At 72.6% G+C, this 20,925-nt stretch carries 22 protein-coding genes; 13 read left to right on the forward strand and 9 right to left on the reverse strand.

Features of this window, described 5'->3' with window-relative positions:
* Window positions 1-5 precede the first annotated feature (5 nt).
* Complete coding sequence (locus ACFWPT_RS33990) at window positions 6-776, forward strand: XRE family transcriptional regulator (RefSeq protein WP_380378717.1); 771 nt, start codon at window positions 6-8, stop codon at window positions 774-776.
* Entirely contained in the window at window positions 763-1,230 is a 468-nt protein-coding gene (locus ACFWPT_RS33995) for an NUDIX domain-containing protein (protein ID WP_363368600.1), read from the forward strand. Before ACFWPT_RS33990 ends, ACFWPT_RS33995 begins: the two co-directional genes overlap by 14 nt.
* On the opposite strand, the gene ACFWPT_RS34000 is transcribed toward ACFWPT_RS33995, so the two are convergent.
* The 3 genes from ACFWPT_RS34000 to ACFWPT_RS34010 all read right to left on the reverse strand — a co-directional run bounded on the left by ACFWPT_RS34000 (window position 1,218) and on the right by ACFWPT_RS34010 (window position 3,061).
* Window positions 1,218-1,781 (reverse strand): HD domain-containing protein, encoded by a 564-nt coding sequence (locus tag ACFWPT_RS34000; RefSeq protein WP_380378715.1) that lies wholly within the window; start codon window positions 1,779-1,781, stop codon window positions 1,218-1,220. The genes ACFWPT_RS33995 and ACFWPT_RS34000 overlap by 13 nt on opposite strands.
* 235 nt (window positions 1,782-2,016) lie before the next feature.
* Entirely contained in the window at window positions 2,017-2,595 is a 579-nt protein-coding gene (locus ACFWPT_RS34005) for a hypothetical protein (RefSeq protein WP_380486503.1), read from the reverse strand.
* Between the two features lie 13 nt (window positions 2,596-2,608).
* A complete protein-coding gene (locus ACFWPT_RS34010; protein ID WP_380486505.1) occupies window positions 2,609-3,061 on the reverse strand; it encodes an ATP-binding protein in 453 nt (150 codons plus the stop codon).
* A 162-nt stretch (window positions 3,062-3,223) separates the two neighbouring features.
* On the opposite strand from ACFWPT_RS34010, the gene ACFWPT_RS34015 reads away from it, so the two are divergent.
* From ACFWPT_RS34015 to ACFWPT_RS34030, 4 genes are all read left to right on the forward strand, one after another.
* On the forward strand, window positions 3,224-4,162 hold the full coding sequence (locus tag ACFWPT_RS34015) for a helix-turn-helix domain-containing protein (protein ID WP_380486507.1): 939 nt from the start codon (window positions 3,224-3,226) through the stop codon (window positions 4,160-4,162).
* On the forward strand, window positions 4,125-4,256 hold the full coding sequence (locus tag ACFWPT_RS34020) for a DUF397 domain-containing protein (protein ID WP_380486509.1): 132 nt from the start codon (window positions 4,125-4,127) through the stop codon (window positions 4,254-4,256). The genes ACFWPT_RS34015 and ACFWPT_RS34020 overlap by 38 nt, the downstream gene beginning before the upstream one ends.
* Before the next feature lie 19 nt (window positions 4,257-4,275).
* Window positions 4,276-4,470 carry a DUF397 domain-containing protein gene (locus ACFWPT_RS34025; RefSeq protein WP_380486511.1) on the forward strand — a complete coding sequence of 65 codons (195 nt, stop codon included), beginning with the start codon at window positions 4,276-4,278 and terminating at the stop codon, window positions 4,468-4,470.
* Window positions 4,471-4,599: 129 nt separating this feature from the next.
* Window positions 4,600-5,859 carry a hypothetical protein gene (locus ACFWPT_RS34030; protein WP_380486513.1) on the forward strand — a complete coding sequence of 420 codons (1,260 nt, stop codon included), beginning with the start codon at window positions 4,600-4,602 and terminating at the stop codon, window positions 5,857-5,859.
* 41 nt (window positions 5,860-5,900) lie between these two features.
* On the opposite strand, the gene hrpB is transcribed toward ACFWPT_RS34030, so the two are convergent.
* The gene (hrpB, locus tag ACFWPT_RS34035; RefSeq protein WP_380486515.1) at window positions 5,901-8,447 is read right to left on the reverse strand and encodes an ATP-dependent helicase HrpB; all 2,547 of its coding nucleotides are present in this window, start codon (window positions 8,445-8,447) and stop codon (window positions 5,901-5,903) included.
* A 4-nt stretch (window positions 8,448-8,451) separates the two neighbouring features.
* Window positions 8,452-9,306, reverse strand: a complete 855-nt coding sequence (locus ACFWPT_RS34040; protein WP_380486517.1) for a class I SAM-dependent methyltransferase — start codon at window positions 9,304-9,306, stop codon at window positions 8,452-8,454.
* A 414-nt stretch (window positions 9,307-9,720) separates the two neighbouring features.
* Between ACFWPT_RS34040 and rpsA the strand changes: the two genes are divergently transcribed.
* Window positions 9,721-11,211, forward strand: a complete 1,491-nt coding sequence (gene rpsA, locus ACFWPT_RS34045) for a 30S ribosomal protein S1 (RefSeq protein ID WP_063347134.1) — start codon at window positions 9,721-9,723, stop codon at window positions 11,209-11,211.
* A gap of 247 nt (window positions 11,212-11,458) precedes the next feature.
* Window positions 11,459-13,705 carry an MMPL family transporter gene (locus tag ACFWPT_RS34050; RefSeq protein ID WP_380486519.1) on the forward strand — a complete coding sequence of 749 codons (2,247 nt, stop codon included), beginning with the start codon at window positions 11,459-11,461 and terminating at the stop codon, window positions 13,703-13,705.
* Here ACFWPT_RS34050 and ACFWPT_RS34055 read toward each other — a convergent pair.
* Complete coding sequence (locus ACFWPT_RS34055; RefSeq protein ID WP_380486521.1) at window positions 13,685-14,110, reverse strand: MarR family winged helix-turn-helix transcriptional regulator; 426 nt, start codon at window positions 14,108-14,110, stop codon at window positions 13,685-13,687. The genes ACFWPT_RS34050 and ACFWPT_RS34055 overlap by 21 nt on opposite strands.
* Window positions 14,111-14,172: 62 nt before the next feature.
* Here ACFWPT_RS34055 and ACFWPT_RS34060 point away from each other — a divergent pair, with 62 nt between their 5' ends.
* Both ACFWPT_RS34060 and coaE read left to right on the forward strand, forming a co-directional pair.
* Window positions 14,173-14,814 (forward strand): MBL fold metallo-hydrolase, encoded by a 642-nt coding sequence (locus ACFWPT_RS34060; protein WP_380486523.1) that lies wholly within the window; start codon window positions 14,173-14,175, stop codon window positions 14,812-14,814.
* 70 nt (window positions 14,815-14,884) lie between these two features.
* Window positions 14,885-15,487: a dephospho-CoA kinase gene (gene coaE / locus ACFWPT_RS34065; protein WP_380372524.1), complete on the forward strand. Its 603-nt coding sequence runs from the start codon at window positions 14,885-14,887 to the stop codon at window positions 15,485-15,487.
* Between the two features lie 14 nt (window positions 15,488-15,501).
* On the opposite strand, the gene ACFWPT_RS34070 is transcribed toward coaE, so the two are convergent.
* Window positions 15,502-16,794, reverse strand: coding sequence for a sensor histidine kinase (locus tag ACFWPT_RS34070; protein ID WP_380486525.1), 1,293 nt, complete (start codon window positions 16,792-16,794; stop codon window positions 15,502-15,504).
* A gap of 101 nt (window positions 16,795-16,895) precedes the next feature.
* On the opposite strand from ACFWPT_RS34070, the gene ACFWPT_RS34075 reads away from it, so the two are divergent.
* The gene (locus tag ACFWPT_RS34075) at window positions 16,896-17,435 is read left to right on the forward strand and encodes a GNAT family N-acetyltransferase (protein ID WP_380486528.1); all 540 of its coding nucleotides are present in this window, start codon (window positions 16,896-16,898) and stop codon (window positions 17,433-17,435) included.
* Between the two features lie 53 nt (window positions 17,436-17,488).
* Here the strand turns inward: ACFWPT_RS34075 and ACFWPT_RS34080 are convergent, their stop codons facing one another.
* Window positions 17,489-18,130 carry an HD domain-containing protein gene (locus ACFWPT_RS34080; protein WP_380337918.1) on the reverse strand — a complete coding sequence of 214 codons (642 nt, stop codon included), beginning with the start codon at window positions 18,128-18,130 and terminating at the stop codon, window positions 17,489-17,491.
* Window positions 18,127-18,927, reverse strand: coding sequence for a hypothetical protein (locus ACFWPT_RS34085; protein ID WP_380486530.1), 801 nt, complete (start codon window positions 18,925-18,927; stop codon window positions 18,127-18,129). Before ACFWPT_RS34085 ends, ACFWPT_RS34080 begins: the two co-directional genes overlap by 4 nt.
* Window positions 18,928-19,006: 79 nt before the next feature.
* Between ACFWPT_RS34085 and ACFWPT_RS34090 the strand changes: the two genes are divergently transcribed.
* The gene (locus tag ACFWPT_RS34090; RefSeq protein ID WP_380486536.1) at window positions 19,007-19,894 is read left to right on the forward strand and encodes a LysR family transcriptional regulator; all 888 of its coding nucleotides are present in this window, start codon (window positions 19,007-19,009) and stop codon (window positions 19,892-19,894) included.
* Window positions 19,895-20,091: 197 nt separating this feature from the next.
* On the forward strand, window positions 20,092-20,925 hold an 834-nt coding region (locus ACFWPT_RS34095; protein WP_380486532.1), incomplete at its 3' end, for an IS4 family transposase.

Genomic DNA, 20,925 nt, shown 5'->3' on the forward strand with positions numbered 1-20,925 from the left:
GCTCCGTGAACGAGCGACTTCGCTCCGTACTCGCCCGGCGCGGTGTCTCCCCCGAGTCGCTTGCCGCCGCGTGCGAGGTGGACCCCAAGACCGTTGGCCGTTGGCTCAGCGGGCGCGTGCCGCACCCGCGACACCGCTTCGCGGCCGCCCAGCACTTGAGAGTCGAGGAGACCTTGCTCTGGCCCGTGCCCCGGGCCCGGACAGGTCGACCGCCGACGGTCGGCATCGAGTTGGTCGGCACCTATGCCAACCGGGCGAGCGCACCCAGGGAGATGTGGCTGTCCCTGCTGCAGGAGGCCAAGACGCAGATCGACGTACTCGTGTTCTCCGGGACGTTCTTCGCCCAGACCAACCCTCACGTCGCCGGGATGCTCGCGGAGCGGGCCGCGGCCGGTGTTCGCGTGCGCCTCTGCTTCGGAGACCCAATGGGCAAGGCCGCCGCTGTCCGGGGCCGAGAGGAGGGTATCGGCGACACCCTCGCTGCGAAGATCCGCGCCTCGCTCACCTACTACCGGAGTCTGCCTGCCAAGGCCGGCTGTGAAGTGCGCCTCCACGACACCACGCTCTACAACTCGCTGTTCCGCTACGACGGCGATCTCCTGCTCAACCCGCACGTGTGGGGCCAGCCCGCGAGCGCCAACCCCCTGCTCCACCTCAAGAGGGTCGACTCCACGGGCTGGTTCGACAACTACGCTCAGAGCTTCGAAGCCGTCTGGGGCAGCGCAAAGCCCTGGACACCCGAACCGGAGGGGAACACCCCGCATGGGCAGGACTGAGTACCTCAACGACCCCGACGCCCCCAAGGCCAACACCCTCATCCCCGCCAGCAACCTGCTCGTGGTCGACGACAGCGGTGCCATCCTGTTGCAGCGCCGCCGCGACACCGGCCAGTGGGCCCTGCCCGGCGGAGCGCAGGACATCGGGGAGACCGCCGCCCAGTGCGCGGTTCGCGAATGCCTGGAGGAGACCGGCGTCATCGCCGAGGTGACCGGCTTCCTGGGCGTCTACACCAACCCCCACCACATCGTCGCCTACACCGACGGCGAGATCCGCCAGCAGTACGAGAACGCCTACATCGGCCGCCCCGTGGGCGGTGAGCCCACGATCAACGACGAGGCCGACGGCGTCCGCTGGATCCAGCCCGCCGACCTCGACCAGTACGACATCCACCCCAGCATGCGCCAGCAGATCGGCGACTACCTCGCCGGCACCTACCCCTACCTCGGCTGAGCAGCCAGCGCCGCCTCCACTCGCGCCACCGCCGCGAAGACCTCCGGCACCGCCCGACGGGTGAACCGCCCCACCACACTGTCCGCCCCGTAGCGGCCGACGATCTCCGCCACCCGCTCCTCGACGGTCGTCCGCACCCCGTCGGGCGTCGTCGTCATGTCGCAGTACACCAGCGCGTCCACCAGGCGCTGGTCCTCCAGCAGCGGGAACTCCGCCTCCAACACGTCACGGAGCCCGCGCTCCTCCGCCTCCAGCAACGCGAACGAGTGGTTCGCCACCAACCGCGTCAGCCGGTCGTCCGCGTCATGAACGTCACGAAGGAACCTGGCACCGTCCAACGGGTGAAACCGGGTGGCTGCGAGCCGCGGCGCGTACCCGACGTCATGCAGGACCGCCGCCGAGACCAGAAGCTCGGCATCGCCTCCGAGTACGTGTGCGAGGCCAGCAGCGCGCTGAGCAACACCGAGCGAGTGCTGCCATCGGCGCCGGAGCGGCTCGGCGAGCTCCTTCTCAGCCAATGACTGTGCCCACGCAAGGAGTCCGTGCTTCATGGACGGATCATGCCCAGCGGTGAGAGTCCAAGCCTCACCACCATGGGGGACCGCTTCCTCCAGGGGCAATGTCAGTGACTTGACAGTGATTGCGAGCCGCCGACCTGCGGCGATGCTGCGGCCGGAGAACCGTGGAAGAGCGCAAAGTCAGCGGCATTGCGTCTAACGCGCCGCGTGCGGGCGGGGGTCGCGTTTCTGGTGCGCGCAGGAAGTCGGGTGGGTCGACTTCCTGTGTTCATGGGTGGGTTGTGTGGGTGGCTTGGGCTTGGGCTTGGGCGCGGTTTCGGCAGTGGGTGAGGGCGGGTTTGAGGCGGGGGTCGGGGGTGGGGGTGGTGGTGAGGAGTTCGCCGGCGGTGGTGAGGGTGGTCCAGTAGTGGGTGGGGTTGCCGGTGGTGGGGTGGGGGTGGGTGGTGGTGAGGGAGAGGTAGGCGGTGGTGAGGTTGCCGGTGGTGAACCAGCGGGTGAGGCCGTGTTGGTGGCCGGCGCGGATGTTGCCGTGGGCGGCGATGGCGGTGGTGAGGAGTTCGATGATGGCGAGGTCGCGGTTGTCGGGGGTTTTGGGGATGTCGAAGACGCCGAGGGCTTCGAGGAGCTCGCCGGTGTCGTTCTCGGTGCCGGGGCGGGGTGTGGCGAGGAGGGCGTCGTAGCAGTCGTTGAGGCGGCGTTGGGTTTCGGCGGCGGGGATGCCGAGGGCGGTGCAGACGGCGCGGGCGGATCGGAGGGGTTCGCGGGTGTGGCGGGCGAGGGTGGCGTAGGTGTCGGCGGGGGTGGAGCCGGTGTCGAACAGGTGGCGGGCGGTGAGGGGGAGTCGCATGGTGGGCACCTGTTCAGACGGTGAGGAGGGTGGCGGGCGTGGGTGCGGGGGCGATCAGCGCCCAGACGAATTTGCCGACCCCGCCGGCGCGGGGGCAGCAACCCCACTTCTCGGCCAGCTCGTTGACGAGGAGGACGCCGCGTCCGTGTTCGTCGTCGGGCGTGGGGGTGTGGAGTGAGGGGCGGCCGGTGCCGGCGTCGTGGACTTCGAGGCGGAGCCGGTGGTCGCCGGTGAGGGCGAAGCTGACTTCGATGAGGCGGTCGGTGGGGGCGTCGGCGGTGTGTTGGACGGCGTTGGCGAAGAGTTCGCCGAGGAGGAGTTCGGCGGTGTCGCGGTAGCGGTCGCCGGTGGGGAGCGCGGCGAGGTAGGCGCGGAGCAACTGCCGTGCGATGGGGGTGGATTCGGTGCGGGATTCCAGGCGGGCCGCGAACGGGCGGGGGCGGTGGGCGGTACGGATTTTGAGCATGGCGGGGCACCTCAAGGGGGCGGATGGGGGAGCGCGAGGGTAGTGCGCAATCACGCTGTGCATGCGAATGATTGCGCTCTGGTGTCAATCATCGAGGGTCCAGAGGTACGGTGATGGCCGAAATCGGGTGCCAGGGGCACGTGGTGCGTGAGGGGGACGGCTGTGGCACATCGGCGGTTCAAGCGGGAGTTGACGGCCAGTTCGGCTGAGTTGTTCGGCGAGGAGCTGCGGTTCTACCGGGAGCTGGCCAGCTACACCCAGGAAGAGCTGGGCAAGCTGCTGCACTGCAGCCGGACGAACATCACCCGGTACGAGACCGGTCAGCGCCGCATGCCGCCGGAACTGGTGGAGAAGGCCGATGAACTGCTCAACACGGGCGGTGCGTTGAGGCGGATCTGGGGGAAGGTGGACTGGAACGCTCAGGTTGAACACCCGGATTGGTTTCAGACCCATGCAGACATGGAGTCCGAGGCGCTCGGTGCCCGTGTCTACCAGTGCGGATACATGCATGGCTTGCTGCAGTGTCGGGAGTATGCGCAGGCGCTGTTTGCGGCTGGTGGTTCGACAGCGCTGATTGAGGAGCGAACGACTGCACGATTGGCTCGGCAGCAGCGGTTCCTCGTGCAGGACGGCCCCTTACTTCTGGCTGTTCTTGACGAAAGTACGATTCGGACGGTCATCGGCGGGCCCGAGGTGATGTATCGGCAGATGGAACACCTGCTGGCCATCTCAGAGCTATCGAACGTGATCATTGAGATCGCGCCGTTCGCGGACCGTAGGACCGTCATCCCCACGTCGATGGTCCTACTGGAGATGCCCGACGGGCAGAACTACGTCTACTCGGAGAGCTTGGATCGAGGGCATCCGAGCAATGATCCGGAAGTCGTCGCTGCACACCGGCGCGTCTATGATCGGCTTCGCAGTGAGGTACTCCCAGGGAGTAACTCGCTTGCGCTGATCCGTGATGCGCTGGAAGGGTACAAGGATGACGCGAAACGAGCTCGCCAGAGCCGTCTGGCGGAAGAGCAGCTACAGCGCTCCCAACGGCGGAGACTGCATCGAGGTGGCCCCCGGATTCCCCGGCCTCGTCCCCGTGCGTGACTCCAAGGACCCGCAGGGCCCGGCTCTCGTTTTCCCGGCCGCCGCCTGGGAAGCCTTCGTGATGGCCGTCCGTGAGGGCGACTTCCTAGCGTAAGACCTCCGAGGAGCTGGCGATGGTGACCTGGCGCAAGAGCAGCTACAGCGCGGATCACGGGGGTGAGTGCGTCGAGGTGGCCCTCGGATCTCTTCCGGGCGGCGTCCCCGTGCGTGACTCCAAGGACCCGCAGGGTCCGGCCCTCGTTTTTCCGGCCTCGGCTTGGACGTCTTTCCTCTCCTCCGTTCAGGCTGGTGACTTCCCGGAGCGGTGATTTGTTGACGGGGGCGCGTCGCCTGCCGCGTGCGCCTGCCGCCGCCCGGAACGCGCCTTCTGGCCAGGCGAGACGTGGATCGGTCCCTACGCTGGGTGTCGGCCCGCCAGCCTCGTCGAAGGACCGCGTATGCGCCGCTCCCGTCTCCTGTTGTCCCTGGCCCTGTCCGCCGTGACCGCCTCCGCCCTCGTCGCCGCCGATGCCGCGCCGGACGGGCAGGACGGGCCGGTCCCGTCGGTCAGCCTGCCGGTGCTCCGCGACCCGCAGGCCCAGCAGAAGCTCCACCGCATGACGGACCCGGTGCAGGACTGGGTGGAGTCCGGCGACCGGGCGGCGGACGGCTACGCCGGGACCGTGATCGACGCGTCGAACCAGCACGCCGACATCTACTGGAAGGGCGAGGCCCCGGCCGAGGTCCGGGCGCTGCTCGACGCGAACGCCGGCCCCGGCTACACCGTCGACGTTCACCAAAGCCCTTACTCCCGTGCCGAGATGCGCGCCGCGATCGACCGGTTCACCGCCGCTGTGGCGCCCGAGACATGGACGTCGATCGGCCCGCAGGAGGACGGCACCGCCATCGCGATCACGTACGTGCCGACGAAGGCGACCCGGCCGACCGGCGGCGCCACGACCGAGCAGGCGTACTCCCGGACGGCCGCCGAGATCGCCGGGATGCCGGTGACGGCCACCGTCGAGGGCATCCCGGCAGCGCTGTCCGGCAGCCGGCACTCCGACAGCGCGCCGTACTACGCGGGCGCCGAAGTCAACACGGGCAAGGCCTCGTTCTGCTCGACCGCGTTCAGCGGTTGGAAGGACGGGACGAAGGTGCTGCTGACCGCCGCACACTGCGGCAGCGGCCGGTACTACAACGGCACCAGCGGCTACATCGGCGACCTGTACGCGATCGGCGACGGTTTGGACGTCGGCATGATCGGGATCAACGGCAACGGCGCCGGCCGGTTCTACGACGGTGCCTGGTCGGACAGCGGCGGTTCGTCGCGACGCACGTACGGGGTCGGACGCAACAACGTGGGGGACCTCGTCTGCCTCAGCGGCGCCCAGTCGGGGTGGAAGTGCGACGTGGAGGTCAAGAAGGTCGATGTCGAGACGACGAACGACGAGGGGACGAAGATCAAGCCGGTGGACGTCGCGGAGTCGAAGGGTGGTGACCGTCGGGCGATCGGCGCGAAGGGTGACAGCGGCGGCCCCGCACTCGCCAACCCGTCCGGCGCGAACGGCGACATGGAGGCTCGCGGCGTGATCGTGGCCGGAAGGTCGGCGGTCGGCTGCCCGGCTGGATCGACGGCCCACTCGACGACCTGCTACGCGCAGGTGCTCTACGTGCCGATGACGCCGGTGGTGAGCCAGATGGGCTTCTCGATCTCCTGACGGCAGCACGAGCGGGGGAACCCCCCCGTCGAGGAGGAGTGTCAGTTCCGCGGGTTGAGGCGGCGGGTGGGCTCCGCCGTCGACGGGTCCTCGGGCCAGGGGTGGCGGGGGTAGCGGCCTCTCAGCTCTGCGCGGACGGCGCGGTAGCCGTTGTGCCAGAAGCTCTCCAGATCACCGGTGACGGCGGCGGGGCGCCCGGCGGGAGACAGCAGGTGGATGGTGAGGGGGACGCGGCCGGCGGCCAGGGCGGGGGCCGCCGTCCAGCCGAAGAGTTCTTGCAACTTGACTGCGAGAAAAGGGCGTTCGGTGCTGTAGTCGACTCGTATCTTCGAGCCGGACGGCACCGTGATGCGCTCGGGGGCCAGCTCGTCCAGGCGGCCCGCCTCTCCGGTGGCCCAGGGGAGCAGACGCTGCAACGCCGCCGTGGTGTTGATGCGGGCGAGGTCGGCGCGGCGACGGGCGCGGGAGAGTTCGGGCTCCAGCCATTCGTCGGCGCGTTCCAACAGTGCCTCGTCGGAGACGTCCGGCCAGGGGTCGCCCAGAGCGGTGTGCAGGAAGGCGAGGCGTTCGCGCAGGCCGGGGGAGGGCCAGGTGAGGAGGGCGGAAACGCCCTCGCGGGCCAGGCCTTCGACGATGGCGGTGCGGACGAGGGCCCGGTCGGGGCGGCTGAGCGGCTTCTCGGCGAGTTCGATCGCGCCCAGCGACTCGACCCGGCGGGAGACGACCTCGTCGCGGCGGGTGTCCCAGTGGACTTCCTCGCGGGATTCGAGCAGCGAGGCGCCGGCGAGCCGGGCGGTGTCCTCGTCCAGTGCCGCCGCGTGCAGGATGCGGGCGGAGTGGGAGCCGGCCGGGCGGTCGGCGGCTGCGATGGCGAGCCACGGGAGTGCGCCGAGGGCGGTGCCGGGCGCGAGTTCGGCCGCCGTCCCGGAGGCCATCAGGTACGGGCTGCGCTCGCCGGGGGCGGGGCGCTCTACCCGGGCGCGGGCGATGCGTTCGGGGAAGGCGAGGGCGACGACGAGGCCGGCGGCGGTCGTGTCGGGCAGTTGAGTGGCGGCCTCGGAGCCGGCGGCGCGCAGGAGGCGGCGGACTTCCTCGCGCCAGCGGCCGGCGTACGGGTCGCTGGAGGAGCGGACCGTCCGCCAGACCGCGCCGAGGTCGTCGCCGAGGGCGCGCGGCGGTTCCTCGGAGAGCAGGGCGACCACCTCGGCCGCTCGACGGGCGCCGACGGCAGGGGCGCCGTCGACGAGCGCGCGGCCCAGCCGGGGGTGCAGCCCGGTGCGGGCGAGGCGGACGCCGCGCTGGGTGGCCCGGCCGTCGGTGTCGACGGCGCCGAGGGCCTGGAGGGTCTGCCGGGCGGCGGCCATCGCCCCGGCGGGCGGGGCGTCGGGCAGGGCGAGGCCGGTGGCGTCCGGGTCGCCCCAGCAGGCGGCCTGGAGAGCGAACGTGGTGAGGTCGGCGAGGGCGATCTCGGGGGTGGGGAAGCGGGCGGCGAGGGCGTCCTCGGCCTCGTTCCAGCAGCGGTACACGGTGCCGGGGGCCTCGCGGCCCGCCCGGCCGGCGCGCTGGCGGGCGGCGGCGAGGGAGGCGCGGACGGTGACCAGGCCGGCGAGGCCCCGGGCGTGGTCGGTGCGCGGTTCGCGGGCGAGCCCGGCGTCGACGACGACGCGCACGCCGGGCACGGTGAGCGAGGACTCGGCGACGGCGGTGGCGAGCACGACGCGGCGGCCGTCCGAGGGGGTGAGGGCGGCGTCCTGGACGGCCTGCGGGGCGCGGCCGTGGAGTTGCAGGACGTCCGCCGCCACGGTGGACAGCTGCCCGGCGACACGGCTGATCTCGCCGACGCCGGGCAGGAAGCAGAGCACGTCGCCCTCCTGTTCGGCGAGCGCCCGCCGGACGGTGGCGGCGACGTGGTCGAGCAGCGCCGGGTCGACCCGGGTGCCGTGGGCGGGCCGGACGGCGCGCGGCGGCGGCGCCCACACCGTCTCGACCGGGTGGGAGATTCCGTGCGCCTCCACCACCGGCGCGCCGCCGAGGAGTTCGGCCCAGGCCGCGGTGTCGGAGGTGGCCGAGGCGCAGACCAGCCGCAGTTCGGGCCGCAGTGCCGCCCGGACGTCGAGGAGGAACGCGAGCGCGGTGTCGGCGTCCAGGTGCCGTTCGTGGCACTCGTCGAGGACGACCAGGTCGACGCCGGGCAACTCCTGGTCGCGCTGGAGCCGTTGCAGCAGCACGCCGGTGGTGACCACCTCGACCACCGTCTCCGGGCCGACGCGACGGTCTCCGCGCACGGTGTAGCCGACCCGCCCGCCGACCGCCTCGCCGAGCAGCCAGGCCATCCGCCGGGCGGCGGCCCGGACGGCGAGCCGGCGCGGTTCGGCGACCAGCACGCGGAGCGTCGGACGCCCGGGATCGAGCAGCCCGGCGAGCGCGAGCGGCACCAGGGTCGTCTTGCCGGTGCCGGGCGGGGCGGCGAGGACGGCGGTGCCGGGCCCGTCCAGCGCGTCGTGCAGGGCGGGCAGGGCGCTGCGGACGGGCAGTTCGCGCCAGGCGGGGTTCAGCGAGCCGGGGTTCGGCGAGGCGGGGTTCGGCAAGGCGTCAGCCCCGTTCGGCGACGAAGATCGCGGTGCCGGGGATCAGCCGCCCGCGCAGCGGGGACCAGCCGCCCCACTCCTGCTCCAGGCCGGCCGGCCACTCGGGCTCGACCAGGTCGGTCAACCGGAAGCCGGCGCCGACGAGTTCGCGGACCCGGTCGCCGATGGTGCGGTGGTGTTCGACGTAGCTGGCGCGCCCCTGCTCGTCCTCCTCGACGTAGGGGGTGCGGTCGAAGTAGGAGGCGGCGGCGGTGAGGCCCTCGACGCCGGGCTCGTCGGGAAAGGCCCAGCGGATCGGGTGGGTGACGGAGAACACCCAGCGGCCGCCGGGGCGCAGCACCCGGTGCACCTCGCGCATCAGGGCGGAGGTGTCGGCGCTGAACGGGACGGCGCCGTAGGCGGAGCAGGCGAGGTCGAAGGAGGCGTCGGCGAAGGGCAGGACGGCGGCGTCGGCCTGGACGACGGCGACGGGGGTGGCGCCGCGGCCGAGGTCGATCCGGCGGGAGTGCTGGAGTTGGCGGTGGGAGATGTCCAGGGCGACGGGGCGGGCGCCGCGGCCGGCCAGCCAGCGCGAGCACTGGGCGGCGCCGGCGCCGATCTCCAGCACGTCCTTGTCCGCGACCTCGCCGAGCAGGTGGGCGTCGGCCTCGTCGAGGCCTTCGGGGCACCAGGTGAAGCGGTCGTCGCCGAGGAACTCCCCGTGCTCGTCCTGGTACTCGTCGGCGTTGCGGTCCCACCAGTGCCGACTGGCCCGGCTGCTCTCCCCGGTGCCGGCCGCGCGCCGTACCGCGTCGTCGCCGTCGCCGTCAAGATCATGCAGGTCGGACTGGGGGGTGGTGGCCACGGTGATAATGCCCATCGCGTAGGGTGTGGAGTGCGGAAGCGCCGCTGCCGAGACCGGGCCCGTCAAGGACCCGATCCTGGCGGTGGCATCCGGGGAAGGGCCCCCTTCGGGCGCCACCGCAAGGTGCGCAATCGGAGGATATGGCCTGATCCATACCGGGCTCCACCGTCTTGCCGCTCTTGGCGTTGACCGTGCCTGGCCGTCCCCGTATGCTACAAGTTGCGCTGCGGGCCTGCGCGCCTCAGACGGAGCAGGTCGCGCTCGCATCTGTCGAAGACCCCACGGTCGCAAGACGGACGCCGGATTTCTCGCTGTGCGGGAATGCCGGTGCGCCGTGTTCTTGGCTGTCCGGCTTTCGGTGGGAGCGATACGGGCCCTCCGCGTGGCATTACCTACGACTTTCATGTCCGTACCGGAGCCCTTTTCCTAATGACGAGCCCCACCGACTCCTCCCTCAGCACCACCCCGCAGGTCGCGGTCAACGACATCGGCGACGCCGAGGCGTTCCTCGCCGCCATCGACGAGACCATCAAGTACTTCAACGATGGCGACATCGTCGAGGGCGTCATCGTGAAGGTCGACCGTGACGAGGTCCTCCTCGACATCGGTTACAAGACCGAGGGCGTCATCCCGTCCCGCGAGCTCTCGATCAAGCACGACGTCGACCCGCACGAGGTCGTCGCCGTCGGTGACAACATCGAGGCCCTGGTTCTCCAGAAGGAGGACAAGGAGGGTCGTCTCATCCTGTCCAAGAAGCGCGCTCAGTACGAGCGTGCCTGGGGCACGATCGAGAAGATCAAGGAAGAGGACGGCATCGTCACCGGTACCGTCATCGAGGTTGTCAAGGGTGGTCTCATCCTCGACATCGGCCTCCGTGGCTTCCTGCCGGCCTCGCTCGTCGAGATGCGCCGCGTCCGCGACCTCCAGCCCTACGTGGGCAAGGAGCTCGAGGCCAAGATCATCGAGCTGGACAAGAACCGCAACAACGTGGTCCTGTCCCGCCGTGCCTGGCTGGAGCAGACCCAGAGCGAGGTCCGCCAGACCTTCCTCACCACCCTCCAGAAGGGCCAGGTGCGCTCCGGCGTCGTCTCCTCGATCGTCAACTTCGGTGCCTTCGTGGACCTGGGTGGCGTCGACGGCCTGGTGCACGTCTCCGAGCTGTCCTGGAAGCACATCGACCACCCGTCCGAGGTTGTCGAGGTCGGCCAGGAGGTCACCGTCGAGGTTCTCGACGTTGACATGGACCGCGAGCGCGTCTCCCTGTCGCTGAAGGCGACCCAGGAGGACCCGTGGCAGCAGTTCGCCCGTACCCACCAGATCGGCCAGGTCGTTCCGGGTAAGGTCACCAAGCTGGTTCCGTTCGGTGCGTTCGTCCGCGTGGACGAGGGCATCGAGGGTCTGGTCCACATCTCCGAGCTGGCCGAGCGCCACGTGGAGATCCCGGAGCAGGTCGTCCAGGTCGGCGACGAGATCTTCGTCAAGGTCATCGACATCGACCTCGAGCGTCGCCGCATCAGCCTGTCGCTCAAGCAGGCCAACGAGGCGCTGGGTGCCAACCCGGCCGAGGTCGAGTTCGACCCGACCCTGTACGGCATGGCTGCCTCGTACGACGACCAGGGCAACTACATCTACCCGGAGGGCTTCGACCCCGAGGCGAACGACTGGCTGGCCGGCTTCGAGAAGCAGCGTGAGGAGTGGGAGCGCCAGTACGCCGAGGCGCAGTCCCGCTTCGAGCAGCACCAGGCCCAGGTCATCAAGAGCCGTGAGGCCGACGCCGAGGCCGCTGCCGAGGGTGGCGACGCTGTCGCCGCCGCTGCCGGTGGCTCCTACTCGTCCAGCAGCGACGAGGGCTCCGGCGCTCTCGCCTCGGACGAGGCCCTGGCGGCCCTGCGCGAGAAGCTGGCGGGTGGCCAGAGCTGAAGCTCTGACCCGCTGCCAGTACCTGGCGCATAGCTGAACGGTGGGCCCCACCCGGAGAAATCCGGGTGGGGCCCATTTCGTTTTCCGCCTTTGGCCGGGGCCTTTTGCTTCACGTTCTTTCGTTTTTCGCCTTCACTTATTTGTGGTTTATGTGAAGGAATTATGTGAGATGTGGCTCATTGTCCGTCTATAGGTCGAACACCGGGTTGCACCTACATTGAGGGGAGCTGCCCGAAAGGCCTCCTTCATGCGCAACGCTCCCACCGCTGCCGACGACCCCGCGGTCCCCGGGCGGCTCGCCGCCCTCGGCCGGTTCTGCTTCCGCCACCGCCGCTGGGTGCTCGGCCTCTGGGCCGTCGTCCTGGTCGTGGGCGTGCTGATCGGCGGCCGGGTCTTCGAAGGAACGGTGGCCGGCGCCTCCTCCGCCACCGCCGAAGCCGACCGGGGCAGCGCGGTGGTCGCCGCGACCGACCCGGCCCGCGGCACCGTCACCGCCGTCGTGGACGGGAAACCGGTCGACGACCCGGCCGTACGGGCCGCCGTCACCAAGGCCACCGCCGACCTCGCCGCCCTCCCCGGCGTCTCCTCCGCGCTCGACGCCTACGGCACCGGCCCGGCACCCGCCGCACTGCGCTCCGCCGACGGCACCGCGAGCCTGGTCACCGTACGGATGGCCGACACCAGCACCTCCGCCCAGACCGACGCCGTCACCCAGCGCCTCGCCGCCCTGAACGGCGAGGCCGACGCCCACGTCACCGTCGGCGGGGACCTGGTGCTCCAGGACGAGGTCAAGAAGCAGACCGAACAGGACACCCGCTTCGGCGAGATGGTGACGCTGCCGCTCACCCTGGTCGTCATGGTGCTGGTCTTCGGCGGCCTCGCCGCGGCCAGCCTGCCGGTGATCGGCGCGGTCGCCTCGGTGGGCGGCGCGCTGCTGGCCATGTTCGGTTTCAGCCGGATCATGGACATCGACACCAGCGTGCTGCCGATCGCCACCGTGCTCGGGCTCGGACTCTCGATCGACTACGCGCTGCTCATGGTGAACCGCTTCCGGGAGGAACGCGGGCACGGCGCGGGCATCGCCGCCGCCGTCGAACGCACCGCCGCGACCGCCGGGCGCACCGTCGCCTTCTCCGGCCTCACCGTCGCCGTCGCGCTCTCCGGCCTGTTCGTCTTCACCAGCCCGGTGCTCGGCGCGGTCGCCGCCGCGGGGGTGAGCGTGGTCGTGATCGCGGTCGCCGCCGCGCTGACCCTGATCCCCGCGCTGCTCGGCTTCGCCGGCTCCCGGATCAAGGCGCCCGCCGCGCCCGTCCCCGACGAGGGCTTCTTCAGCCGGACCGTCCGCCGGGTCGGCAAGCGGGCGGTGCCGGTCGCGCTCGCCTGCGTCGCCCTGCTGATGGCCGCCGGCGCACCCTTCCTGCACGCCGACATGCGCAACTCCGGCGCCGCCGTGCTGCCCGCCTCCTCGGCCGGGCGGCAGGTCGCCGACGCCGTCGACCAGCGCTTCCCGCAGGCCGCGGCCGCGCCGATCACCGTCGTCGTCGAGGGCGGCGCGCCCGTCGCCCAGGCGTACGCGGACGACGTCGTCGCCAAGCTGCCCGGGGTCGCCGGGGTGCGGGCGGTGAATCCGGTGAGCGACTCGGTGTCCACCGTCGACGTGCTCGTCCACGGCGACCCGCAGGGCCACCAGGCCAAGCAGGTCGTCCAGGAACTGCGGGACGACCGCGGCGGGCTGAAGACCTACGTCACCGGCGGCGCGGCCTCGGTCGTCGACTTCAAGGACGAGCTGATGTCGCGGGGCCCCTGGGCGCTCGGACTGGTCGCGGTCGGCACGCTGGTGCTGCTCTTCCTGATGACCGGCTCGGTGGTCATGCCGGTCAAGGCGCTGCTGATGAACCTGCTGTCGCTGGGCGCCTCGCTCGGCGCGCTCACCCTGGTGTTCCAGGACGGCTACTTCAGCGGGCTGCTCGGCTTCAGCCCCACCGGCGGGCTGGAGACCTTCATCCCGGTGCTGGTCTTCGCCTTCGCGTTCGGGCTGTCCATGGACTACGAGGTGTTCCTGCTCGCCCGGATCAAGGAACTGCGGGACAAGGGCCACAGCTGCACCCGGGCGGTGGAGCTCGGGGTCCAGCGCAGTGGCCGGATCATCACCTCGGCGGCGCTGCTGATGGTGATCGTGTTCGCCGGGTTCGCCCTCGGGGACATGCTCATGGTCAAGCAGATGGGCATCGCGCTGGCCGTCGCCGTCGCGGTGGACGCCACCCTGGTGCGCTGCCTGCTGGTGCCCGCCGCGATGAGCCTGTTCGGCGAGTTCAACTGGTGGGCGCCCGCCCCGCTGCGGCGCCTGCACCGGCGCTTCGGGCTGAGCGAGCACGTCGAACTGCCGACCGTCGGCGAGGTGGCCGTGGGCGAGGCGGCCCTCGGCGCGACGGCCGTCCCGGCCCCGCGGCCGGAGGCCAGGGACCTGGTGGGCTCAGCGCAGTCGGCGCAGTAGGTCGACGCCCGCCCTCAGGGCCAACCGCTCCTCGGGGGTGAGGCGGGCCTCGATGGCGGTGGCGATCCGCTCCTCCCGGCGGGCGCGCTGCTCCAGCAGGGCGGCGCGGCCCGCTCCGGTCGCGGTGACCAGCAGTTTCCGGCCGTCGGTGGGGTGGGGCTGCTGGGTGACGAGCCCGGCCTCGGTCAGCAGGGCGACGGTGCGGGCCATCGACTGGTGGCGGACGCGCTGGTGCTCGGCGAGTTCGGCGACGGTGCAGGCGCGTTCGTCGCGGACGAGGACGCCGAGGACGCCGGCCTGGTTCTGCGGCAGCTCGTCGCCCGGGCGCAGGGAGCGGACCAGGTCGCCGATGGCGGCGCGCAGCTCGGCGGCGAGTTCGAGGGTTTCGGGAGCCGGACTGTTCATGGGAGAAGCGTACCGGGAATCTCCACAGCAAAACTGTGCAGTCCTGCTGTATGGTCGGCCGCATGAGGATCACCAAGTTCGGACACGCCTGCGTACGCCTGGAGCACGACGGGACGACCGTCGTCGTCGACCCCGGGGCGTTCACCGACCCCGCCGCGCTGACCGGGGCCGACGCCGTCCTGATCACCCACGAGCACATGGACCACTTCGAGGAGGCCCGGCTGCGCGCCGCCCTGGAGGCCGACCCGGCCCTTCGGGTGTGGACCAACAGCGCGGTGGCCGCCCAACTGGACGGCGTGGCGCAGCGCGTCGCCGTGGTCGGCGAGGGCGACGCCTTCGAGGTCGGCGGGGTCGGGGTGAGCGTGCACGGCGAATGGCACGCGGTCATCCACCAGGACATCCCGCAGGTGAAGAACATCGGCTTCCTCTTCGACGGCCGGCTGTTCCACCCCGGCGACGCCTTCACCGTGCCGCCGCACGCGGTGGACACCCTGCTGCTGCCGCTCGCGGCGCCGTGGAGCAAGGCCGGTGAGGTCGTCGACTACGTCCGGGAGGCGGCCCCGCGCGTGGCGGTGCCGGTGCACGAGGCGACCCTCAGCCCGATCGGGCACATGATCGCCACCCGGCTGCTCGGGCCCGACGGGCCGGGCACCGGCGCGGAGCTGACCGTGCTGGGGGAGGGCGAGAGCCTGGAGCTGGGCTGACGGTGCCGGGGGGCGGGGTCGGGTGGCCGGTCCATGGCGTCGGCGGTCCGGGCGCCGGTAGCCTGACGCCATGCTGAAGATCGGACTGACGGGTGGCATCGGCGCCGGCAAGAGCGAGGTGTCCCGGCTCCTCGCCGCCCACGGCGCGGTGATCGTGGACTCCGACGTGATCGCCCGCGAGGTGGTCGCGCCCGGGACGGACGGTCTGGCGGCCGTGGCCGCCGAGTTCGGGCCGCAGGTGCTGCGCGAGGACGGCGCGCTCGACCGCCCGGCCCTCGGCGCGATCGTCTTCGCCGACCCGGCGCGGCTCCAGGCACTGAACGCGATCGTCCACCCGCTGGTGCGCGCCCGGTCCGCCGAACTGGAGGCCGCGGCCGCGCCCGACGCGGTGGTGGTGCACGACGTGCCGCTGCTCGCGGAGAACGGCCTCGCCCCGCTGTACGACCTGGTCGTGGTGGTCGACGCGGCCGACGACGTGCGGGTGGAGCGGCTGGTGCGGCTGCGCGGGATGGCCGAGGAGGAGGCCCGGGCCCGGATGGCCGCCCAGGCCTCGCGGGCGGACCGGCTGGCGATCGCCGACGTGGTGATCGACAACGGCGGGCCGCTGGAGGCGCTCGCGCCCCGGGTCGACGAGGTGTGGGCGGAGCTGGTGAAGCGCGCCGCCGCTGCCTGAGGTTCAGGCGGCGGTCAGCGGTAGGCGGGCCCGGACGGCGAAGCCGCCCTCGGTGGTGGGGCCGGCGTGCAGCGTGCCGCCGAGGTCGTCGGCGCGGGTGCGCATGCCGTCCAGGCCGTGGCCGCCGGAGGGCAGCTGGGCCCGTCCGGGTCGGCTGCCGTGGCGGGGGAGTTGACGATGTCCAGGCGCAGTCCGTCCGGGTGGACCTCGACGGTGACGGCGACCTCGGCGGCCGGGGCGTGCTTGTGGGCGTTGGTCAGGGCTTCCTGGACGATCCGGTAGGTGGCGTACTGCACGGCCGGTCCGGGGGCGGGCAGTCCTTCGGCGGGGCCGGTGAGGGTGAGGTCGACGGCGAGTCCGGCCTGGCGGGACTCCTCGACCAGGGCGGGCAGTCCGTGCAGTGAGGGGCCCTGGTCGGAGGCCGGGGTGAGGACGCCGAGCAGGCCGCGCAGTTCGGTGAGGGCCTGGAGGCCGAGGGCGCGGATCAGGCCGAGGGTCTCCCGGACGGCCGTCGGGTCGTCGGAGGCCGCGACCTGGCAGGCGCCGGCGTGCAGGGTGATGAGGGAGACGCGGTTGGAGACGACGTCGTGCATCTCCCGGGCGAGCCGGGCGCGTTCGGCGGCGGCGGCGCGCTCCTCGGCGTACCGGCGGGCCGCCTCCAGCAGTCGGTTGCGTTCGGCGAGCGCGGCGACGGCGCGGGCGCGCTGGTGGGCGGTGAGGCCGAGCGCGAGCGGGACTGCGCAGAAGACCAGCGGGTCCTCGGCCAGGTTGGCGAGGGCGGAGAGGCTGCTGACGTCCCCGAGGTCCATGGGGACGAGCAGGCGCACCCCGGCCAGCGCGGCCAGGACGGCCAGCACCCGGGTGGCGCCGCGCCGTGTGGCCAGCCCGTAGAGGGCGACGGCGAGCGGGAGTTGGCCGCCCAGCAGGGTGACGGCGGCGACGGCCGCCGGGTACCGACGGCGGACGGCGAGGGCGAGCGCGCCGGCCGCCACCAGGCCCGCGTTGACCGGCGCCGAGGTGGTCGGCCCGATGTCGGGGTCGCCCGCGGCGAGCGGGACGAGCACCAGCAGCACCAGGGCGGTCGGCCCGAGTGCGACGACCGGGCCGGGCAGGCGCAGCGGCGGGCCCGGCAGCGGCACCGCGGCGAGGGCCGAGTCCAACTGGTCGGCGGCGTCGGTCTGGTGGGTGGCGTCGGCGTGGTGGGCGGCGTGGGGCTGGTCGGTGGACGGGTGGTGCTGGTGACGGGTGGGGTCCAACCGGCCGGTGGGGCGCCGGAGTCGGGGCCGCTGCTGGGTGGGCTGGCGCATGGGGGCATGCTCGCACACCCCGTCCGGCCCGGGGTGGCGAGCGGGCCGCAGTGGCCGGGAACAGCCTGGAATTCGCCTTCCCCGGAAGGGATCATGGTCGGATGGATGATCGTTTCTCTCCCGAGCCGCCGACCGTCGTCCGGCTGCCGCAGTACACCCGCGCCGACCAGGACGAGATCCTCGGCCCCGGCGACGACCCGTACGGCGTCGCCTACACCGGACTGGCCTGGCTGCCCAAGGACATCCACTTCGGCGTCCGGGCCGCCGACGGCCGGCTCGTCGCACACACCGGGCTGCTGCCGCTCCCGCTCACCGTCGGCGGCACCGACCTGACGGCGGTCGGCGTCGGCGGCGTCGCCGTCGCCCCCGACCGGCGCGGCGCCGGCCTCGCGCAGGCCTTGGTCCGGGCCGCCCTCGGCCACGCCCGCACCCTCGGCCACCGGCACGCGCTGCTGTTCTGCCGCCCGCCGCTGGCCACGTTCTACCGGGGGCTCGGATTCCGCGAGGTCGCGGAGGAGGTGACGGTGGAGCAGCCCGAGGGGCGGCTGGCGGTGATGCCGCTGCGCACCATGTGGGCGCCGCTGGCGGAGGGCGCCGGGTGGCCGGAGGGGCCGGTGCGGTTGCGCTCGCTGCCGATGTGACGTGCCCTGTGGGAGTGGGGGCGGGGGTTGGGCGGGCGCGGGGCCGGGCGGGGTCACTCCGGCCAGGCGGAGTTCTCGATCACGGCGACGAAGTCGGTCCGCTCGAAGTCCGGGTCGAAGTGGGCGAGGACGTCCGCCTTGACGTTGCCGAAGGCGGTCTCCGGCTTGGGCGCGACGCCGTCGTGGAAGGCACGCAGGATGCCGCGCTTGAAGTCCGGGCGCGGATGGGCGGCGACCACCGCGTCCCGGTCGGCGGCGGCGAGGTCCGCGTACCCGATACCGAGCACGTCCAGCTCCACCCCGGCGGTGGTCAGCGCGATCTCCGGCTCCAGGAACTCCGGGATGCCGGGCGTGGTGTGCAGGGCGATCGCCTCCCACACCAGGCGCACCCGCCGCTCGTCCACCCCGTGCCCGCGCAGGAATGCGGCGGCGGCCTCGGCGCCGTCCACCTCGAAGCGCCGACCGGAGGCGTGGTGCTCGGGGCCCAGGCCGAGATCGTGGAACATCGCGGCCAGGTACAGCAGTTCGGGATCGAAGTCGAGCCCCCGGCGGCGGCCCTGGAGGGCGCCGAACAGGTAGACCCGGCGGGAGTGGTGGTACAGCAGCTCGGTGGTGGCGTCCCGGACCAGCTCGGTGGCCTCGGTGGCGAGGCGGCTGTCGGGGATCCGGACTCCGGCGATCTCGGTGGCGGTCATGCGGTGGCCTCCAAGGTGGTGGCGCTCGGGTCGGTGCCCGGGTCGGTGGCGGTCGGGTCGGTGGCCGTTCGGTCGGTCGAGGCCGGCGAGCCCGCCGCGTGGGCGACGGCGGCGCCGGCCAGCGCGCGGATCATGGCGTGCGCCCGGGTGCCGTCGCCGGACAGCTCCGGCTGGAACAGCGAGGCGAGGAAGAACGGGTGGCCCGGCAGTTCCAGGACGCGCACCTCGCCCGCGCCGTCCGCGCCGCTGAACCGCAGCCCGTGCGCGCGCAGCCGGTCCAGGTAGTCGGCGTTGAGGCCGTACGCGCAGTGGTAGCGCTCCAGGGTGCGGGTGGTGCCGAGGACGCGCTCGGCGAGCGTGCCGGGGGTGATCGCGACCGCTCCCTCGTGGCCGACCAGGGAGCAGGCCAGCGGCACGATCACCTGCTCGTCCCGCTCCGGGTGCTCCTCGCCGTGGACGGCCCCGCCGAGGCCGCAGACGTTGCGGGCGTACTCCAGCACCGCGTGCTGGAACCCGGCGCAGGTGCCGAGGAAGGGGATGCCGCGCTCGCGGGCGGTCCGGACGGCGGCCAGCGCGCCCGCCTCGCTGCGGTAGGGGCTGCCGGGGAGCAGCCAGACGGCGTCGAAGCCGTCCAGGGCGCCGGGCGCCCCGGCGTCCTCGGTGGGGATCCAGTAGGCGTCCAGGACGAGCTGCTCGCGCTCGGCGAGGGCGTCGAGCAGCCCGGGGATGCGGGCGTGCGAGCGGACGGCGGGGGAGCGGTCGCCGACCAGGGCGATCCGCGGGGTGAGGTAGGTCATGGGACTATCCTGACCCCGCACCCGAGATCAGCGCCAACGATGATTTCTTACCCCTCGATCAGAAGAGTTGATGACTGCCGTGGATCCGCAGCAGCTGCGCACCTTCGTCACCGTCACCCGCCTCGGCTCCTTCTCCGAGGCCGCGCGGGAACTCGGCTACACCCAGTCCGCGGTCTCCCAGCAGATCGCCGCCCTGGAAGCCGACCTCGGGACCGGCCTGCTCAGCCGCCGCCCGGTCGGCCCGACCGAGGCCGGCCTGCGGCTGCTGGAGCACGCGGCGCCCCTGCTGGTCCGACTGGAGGCGGCGCGCGCCGACGTCGCACGCCTGGCCGGCGCCCCGAGCGCCCGGCTGGTGCTCGGGGCCACCCCGCTGGCAGTCGGAGCGACCCTGGGGCGCGCACTCGGCGAGGTGCGCCGGGCCCACCCGGCGGCCGACCTCGTCGTCCGGGTCCTCGCCCAGGACGCGCTGCCCGCCCAGGTCGCCACCGGCGAGGTCGACCTCGCCCTGATCGACGGCCTCGCCGCCCCCAGCGACCCGCTGCCGCTGCCCGACGTCGGCCCGCTCACCACCGTCGCCGTCGACGAGCAGCCCGTCGCCGTCGCCCTCCCGCCCGGCCACCCCCTCGCGGGCCGCACCGGCGTCGCGCTCGCCGACCTCTCCGCCGCCCGCTGGCTCGACGCCCCCGACCTCACCCCGACCGCCGCCCGGCTGCGCGCCGCCGCCGGCGTCGACGGCTTTCGCCCCGCCACCCGCTACCGGGGCACCGACGTGCACGGGCTGCTCGCCCTGGTCGCCACCGGACACGGGCTCAGCCTCCTCCCGGCGTCCGTCCTCGCCGGGGCGCCTGGCGTCGCGTCCGTGCCGATCGCCGCCCCGCGGCTGGTGCACCGCACCGAACTGGTGCACGGCAGCCTGCCGGAGGGGCCGGCCGCGCTGCTGGCGCGGCTGCTGTCGGGCGCGCCCTGAGCCCGCTTCCCGGATCGCGCCGGGCGCCCGCGGTGTTTGTGGAGGCGCGATCACCGGCCGTTCACGTCCTGGGACTGACGGTGGTCGCATGGGTGGTGCTGTCATGGGCACAGTCGTCCGGCGAGAGGCCGGGCAAGGCCTAGGAGCAATGCCAGTGACTTTGGTGTGTCTGTCTCGTTGGTTGTGGTGTGGCGAGGGTGGGGCAGGTCAAGTCGTGTGCGGGTGAGCGGTTGTCGGATCGGATTGCGATCGGGGTGCTGACGCAGGTGTTTCCGCCGGGTCTGGTCGATGAGGTGATCGCTGAGACCGGGCGGGCCGAGCAGCGCAGTCGGTTGTTGCCGGCGCGGGTGGTCGTGTACTTCGTGCTGGCGATGTGCCTGTTCTTCGGGCAGGGCTACGAGGAGGTCGCGCGGCTGCTGGGTGAGGGACTGGGAGAGGGGCGGCGGTCGTGGCGGGTGCCGACGACCGCCGCGATCGGCCGGGCCCGGCGGCGGCTGGGGCCGGAGCCGTTGCGTCTGCTGTTCGCCCGGGTGTGCCGTCCGATGGCCGTGCCCGGGACCGCGGGTGCGTGGTACCGGCGTTGGCGTGTGGTGGCGGTGGACGGCACCACGCTGGACCTGGCGGACACCGAGGCCAACGACGCCTTCTTCGGCCGCCATGCCTCGGGACGCGGGGCGGCCGCGTTCCCGCAGGCCCGGGTCGTGGGGCTGGCCGAGTGCGGCACCCACGCGATGTTCGCCGCCGAGGTGGGCCCGCTGTCGGCCGGCGAGCAGACGCTCTCCCGGCGGCTGTTCGGCCATCTGCGCGCGGGGATGCTGCTGCTGGCGGACCGGGGCTTCTACGGCGTCGAGCTGTGGCAGCAGGCCCGGGCTACCGGCGCGGACCTCCTGTGGCGGGTACGCAAGAACGCCGGCCTGCCCGTCCTGCGGACGCTGTCGGACGGCTCCTACCTCAGCGAGGTCTTCGCCGGACACGACCGCAGGAACCGTCGCGACCCGGTGACCGTCCGCGTCGTCGAGTACACCCTCGCC

This window comes from Kitasatospora sp. NPDC058478 (genome assembly GCF_042720345.1).
In the GTDB taxonomy this organism is placed as follows: Bacteria; Actinomycetota; Actinomycetes; order Streptomycetales; family Streptomycetaceae; genus Kitasatospora.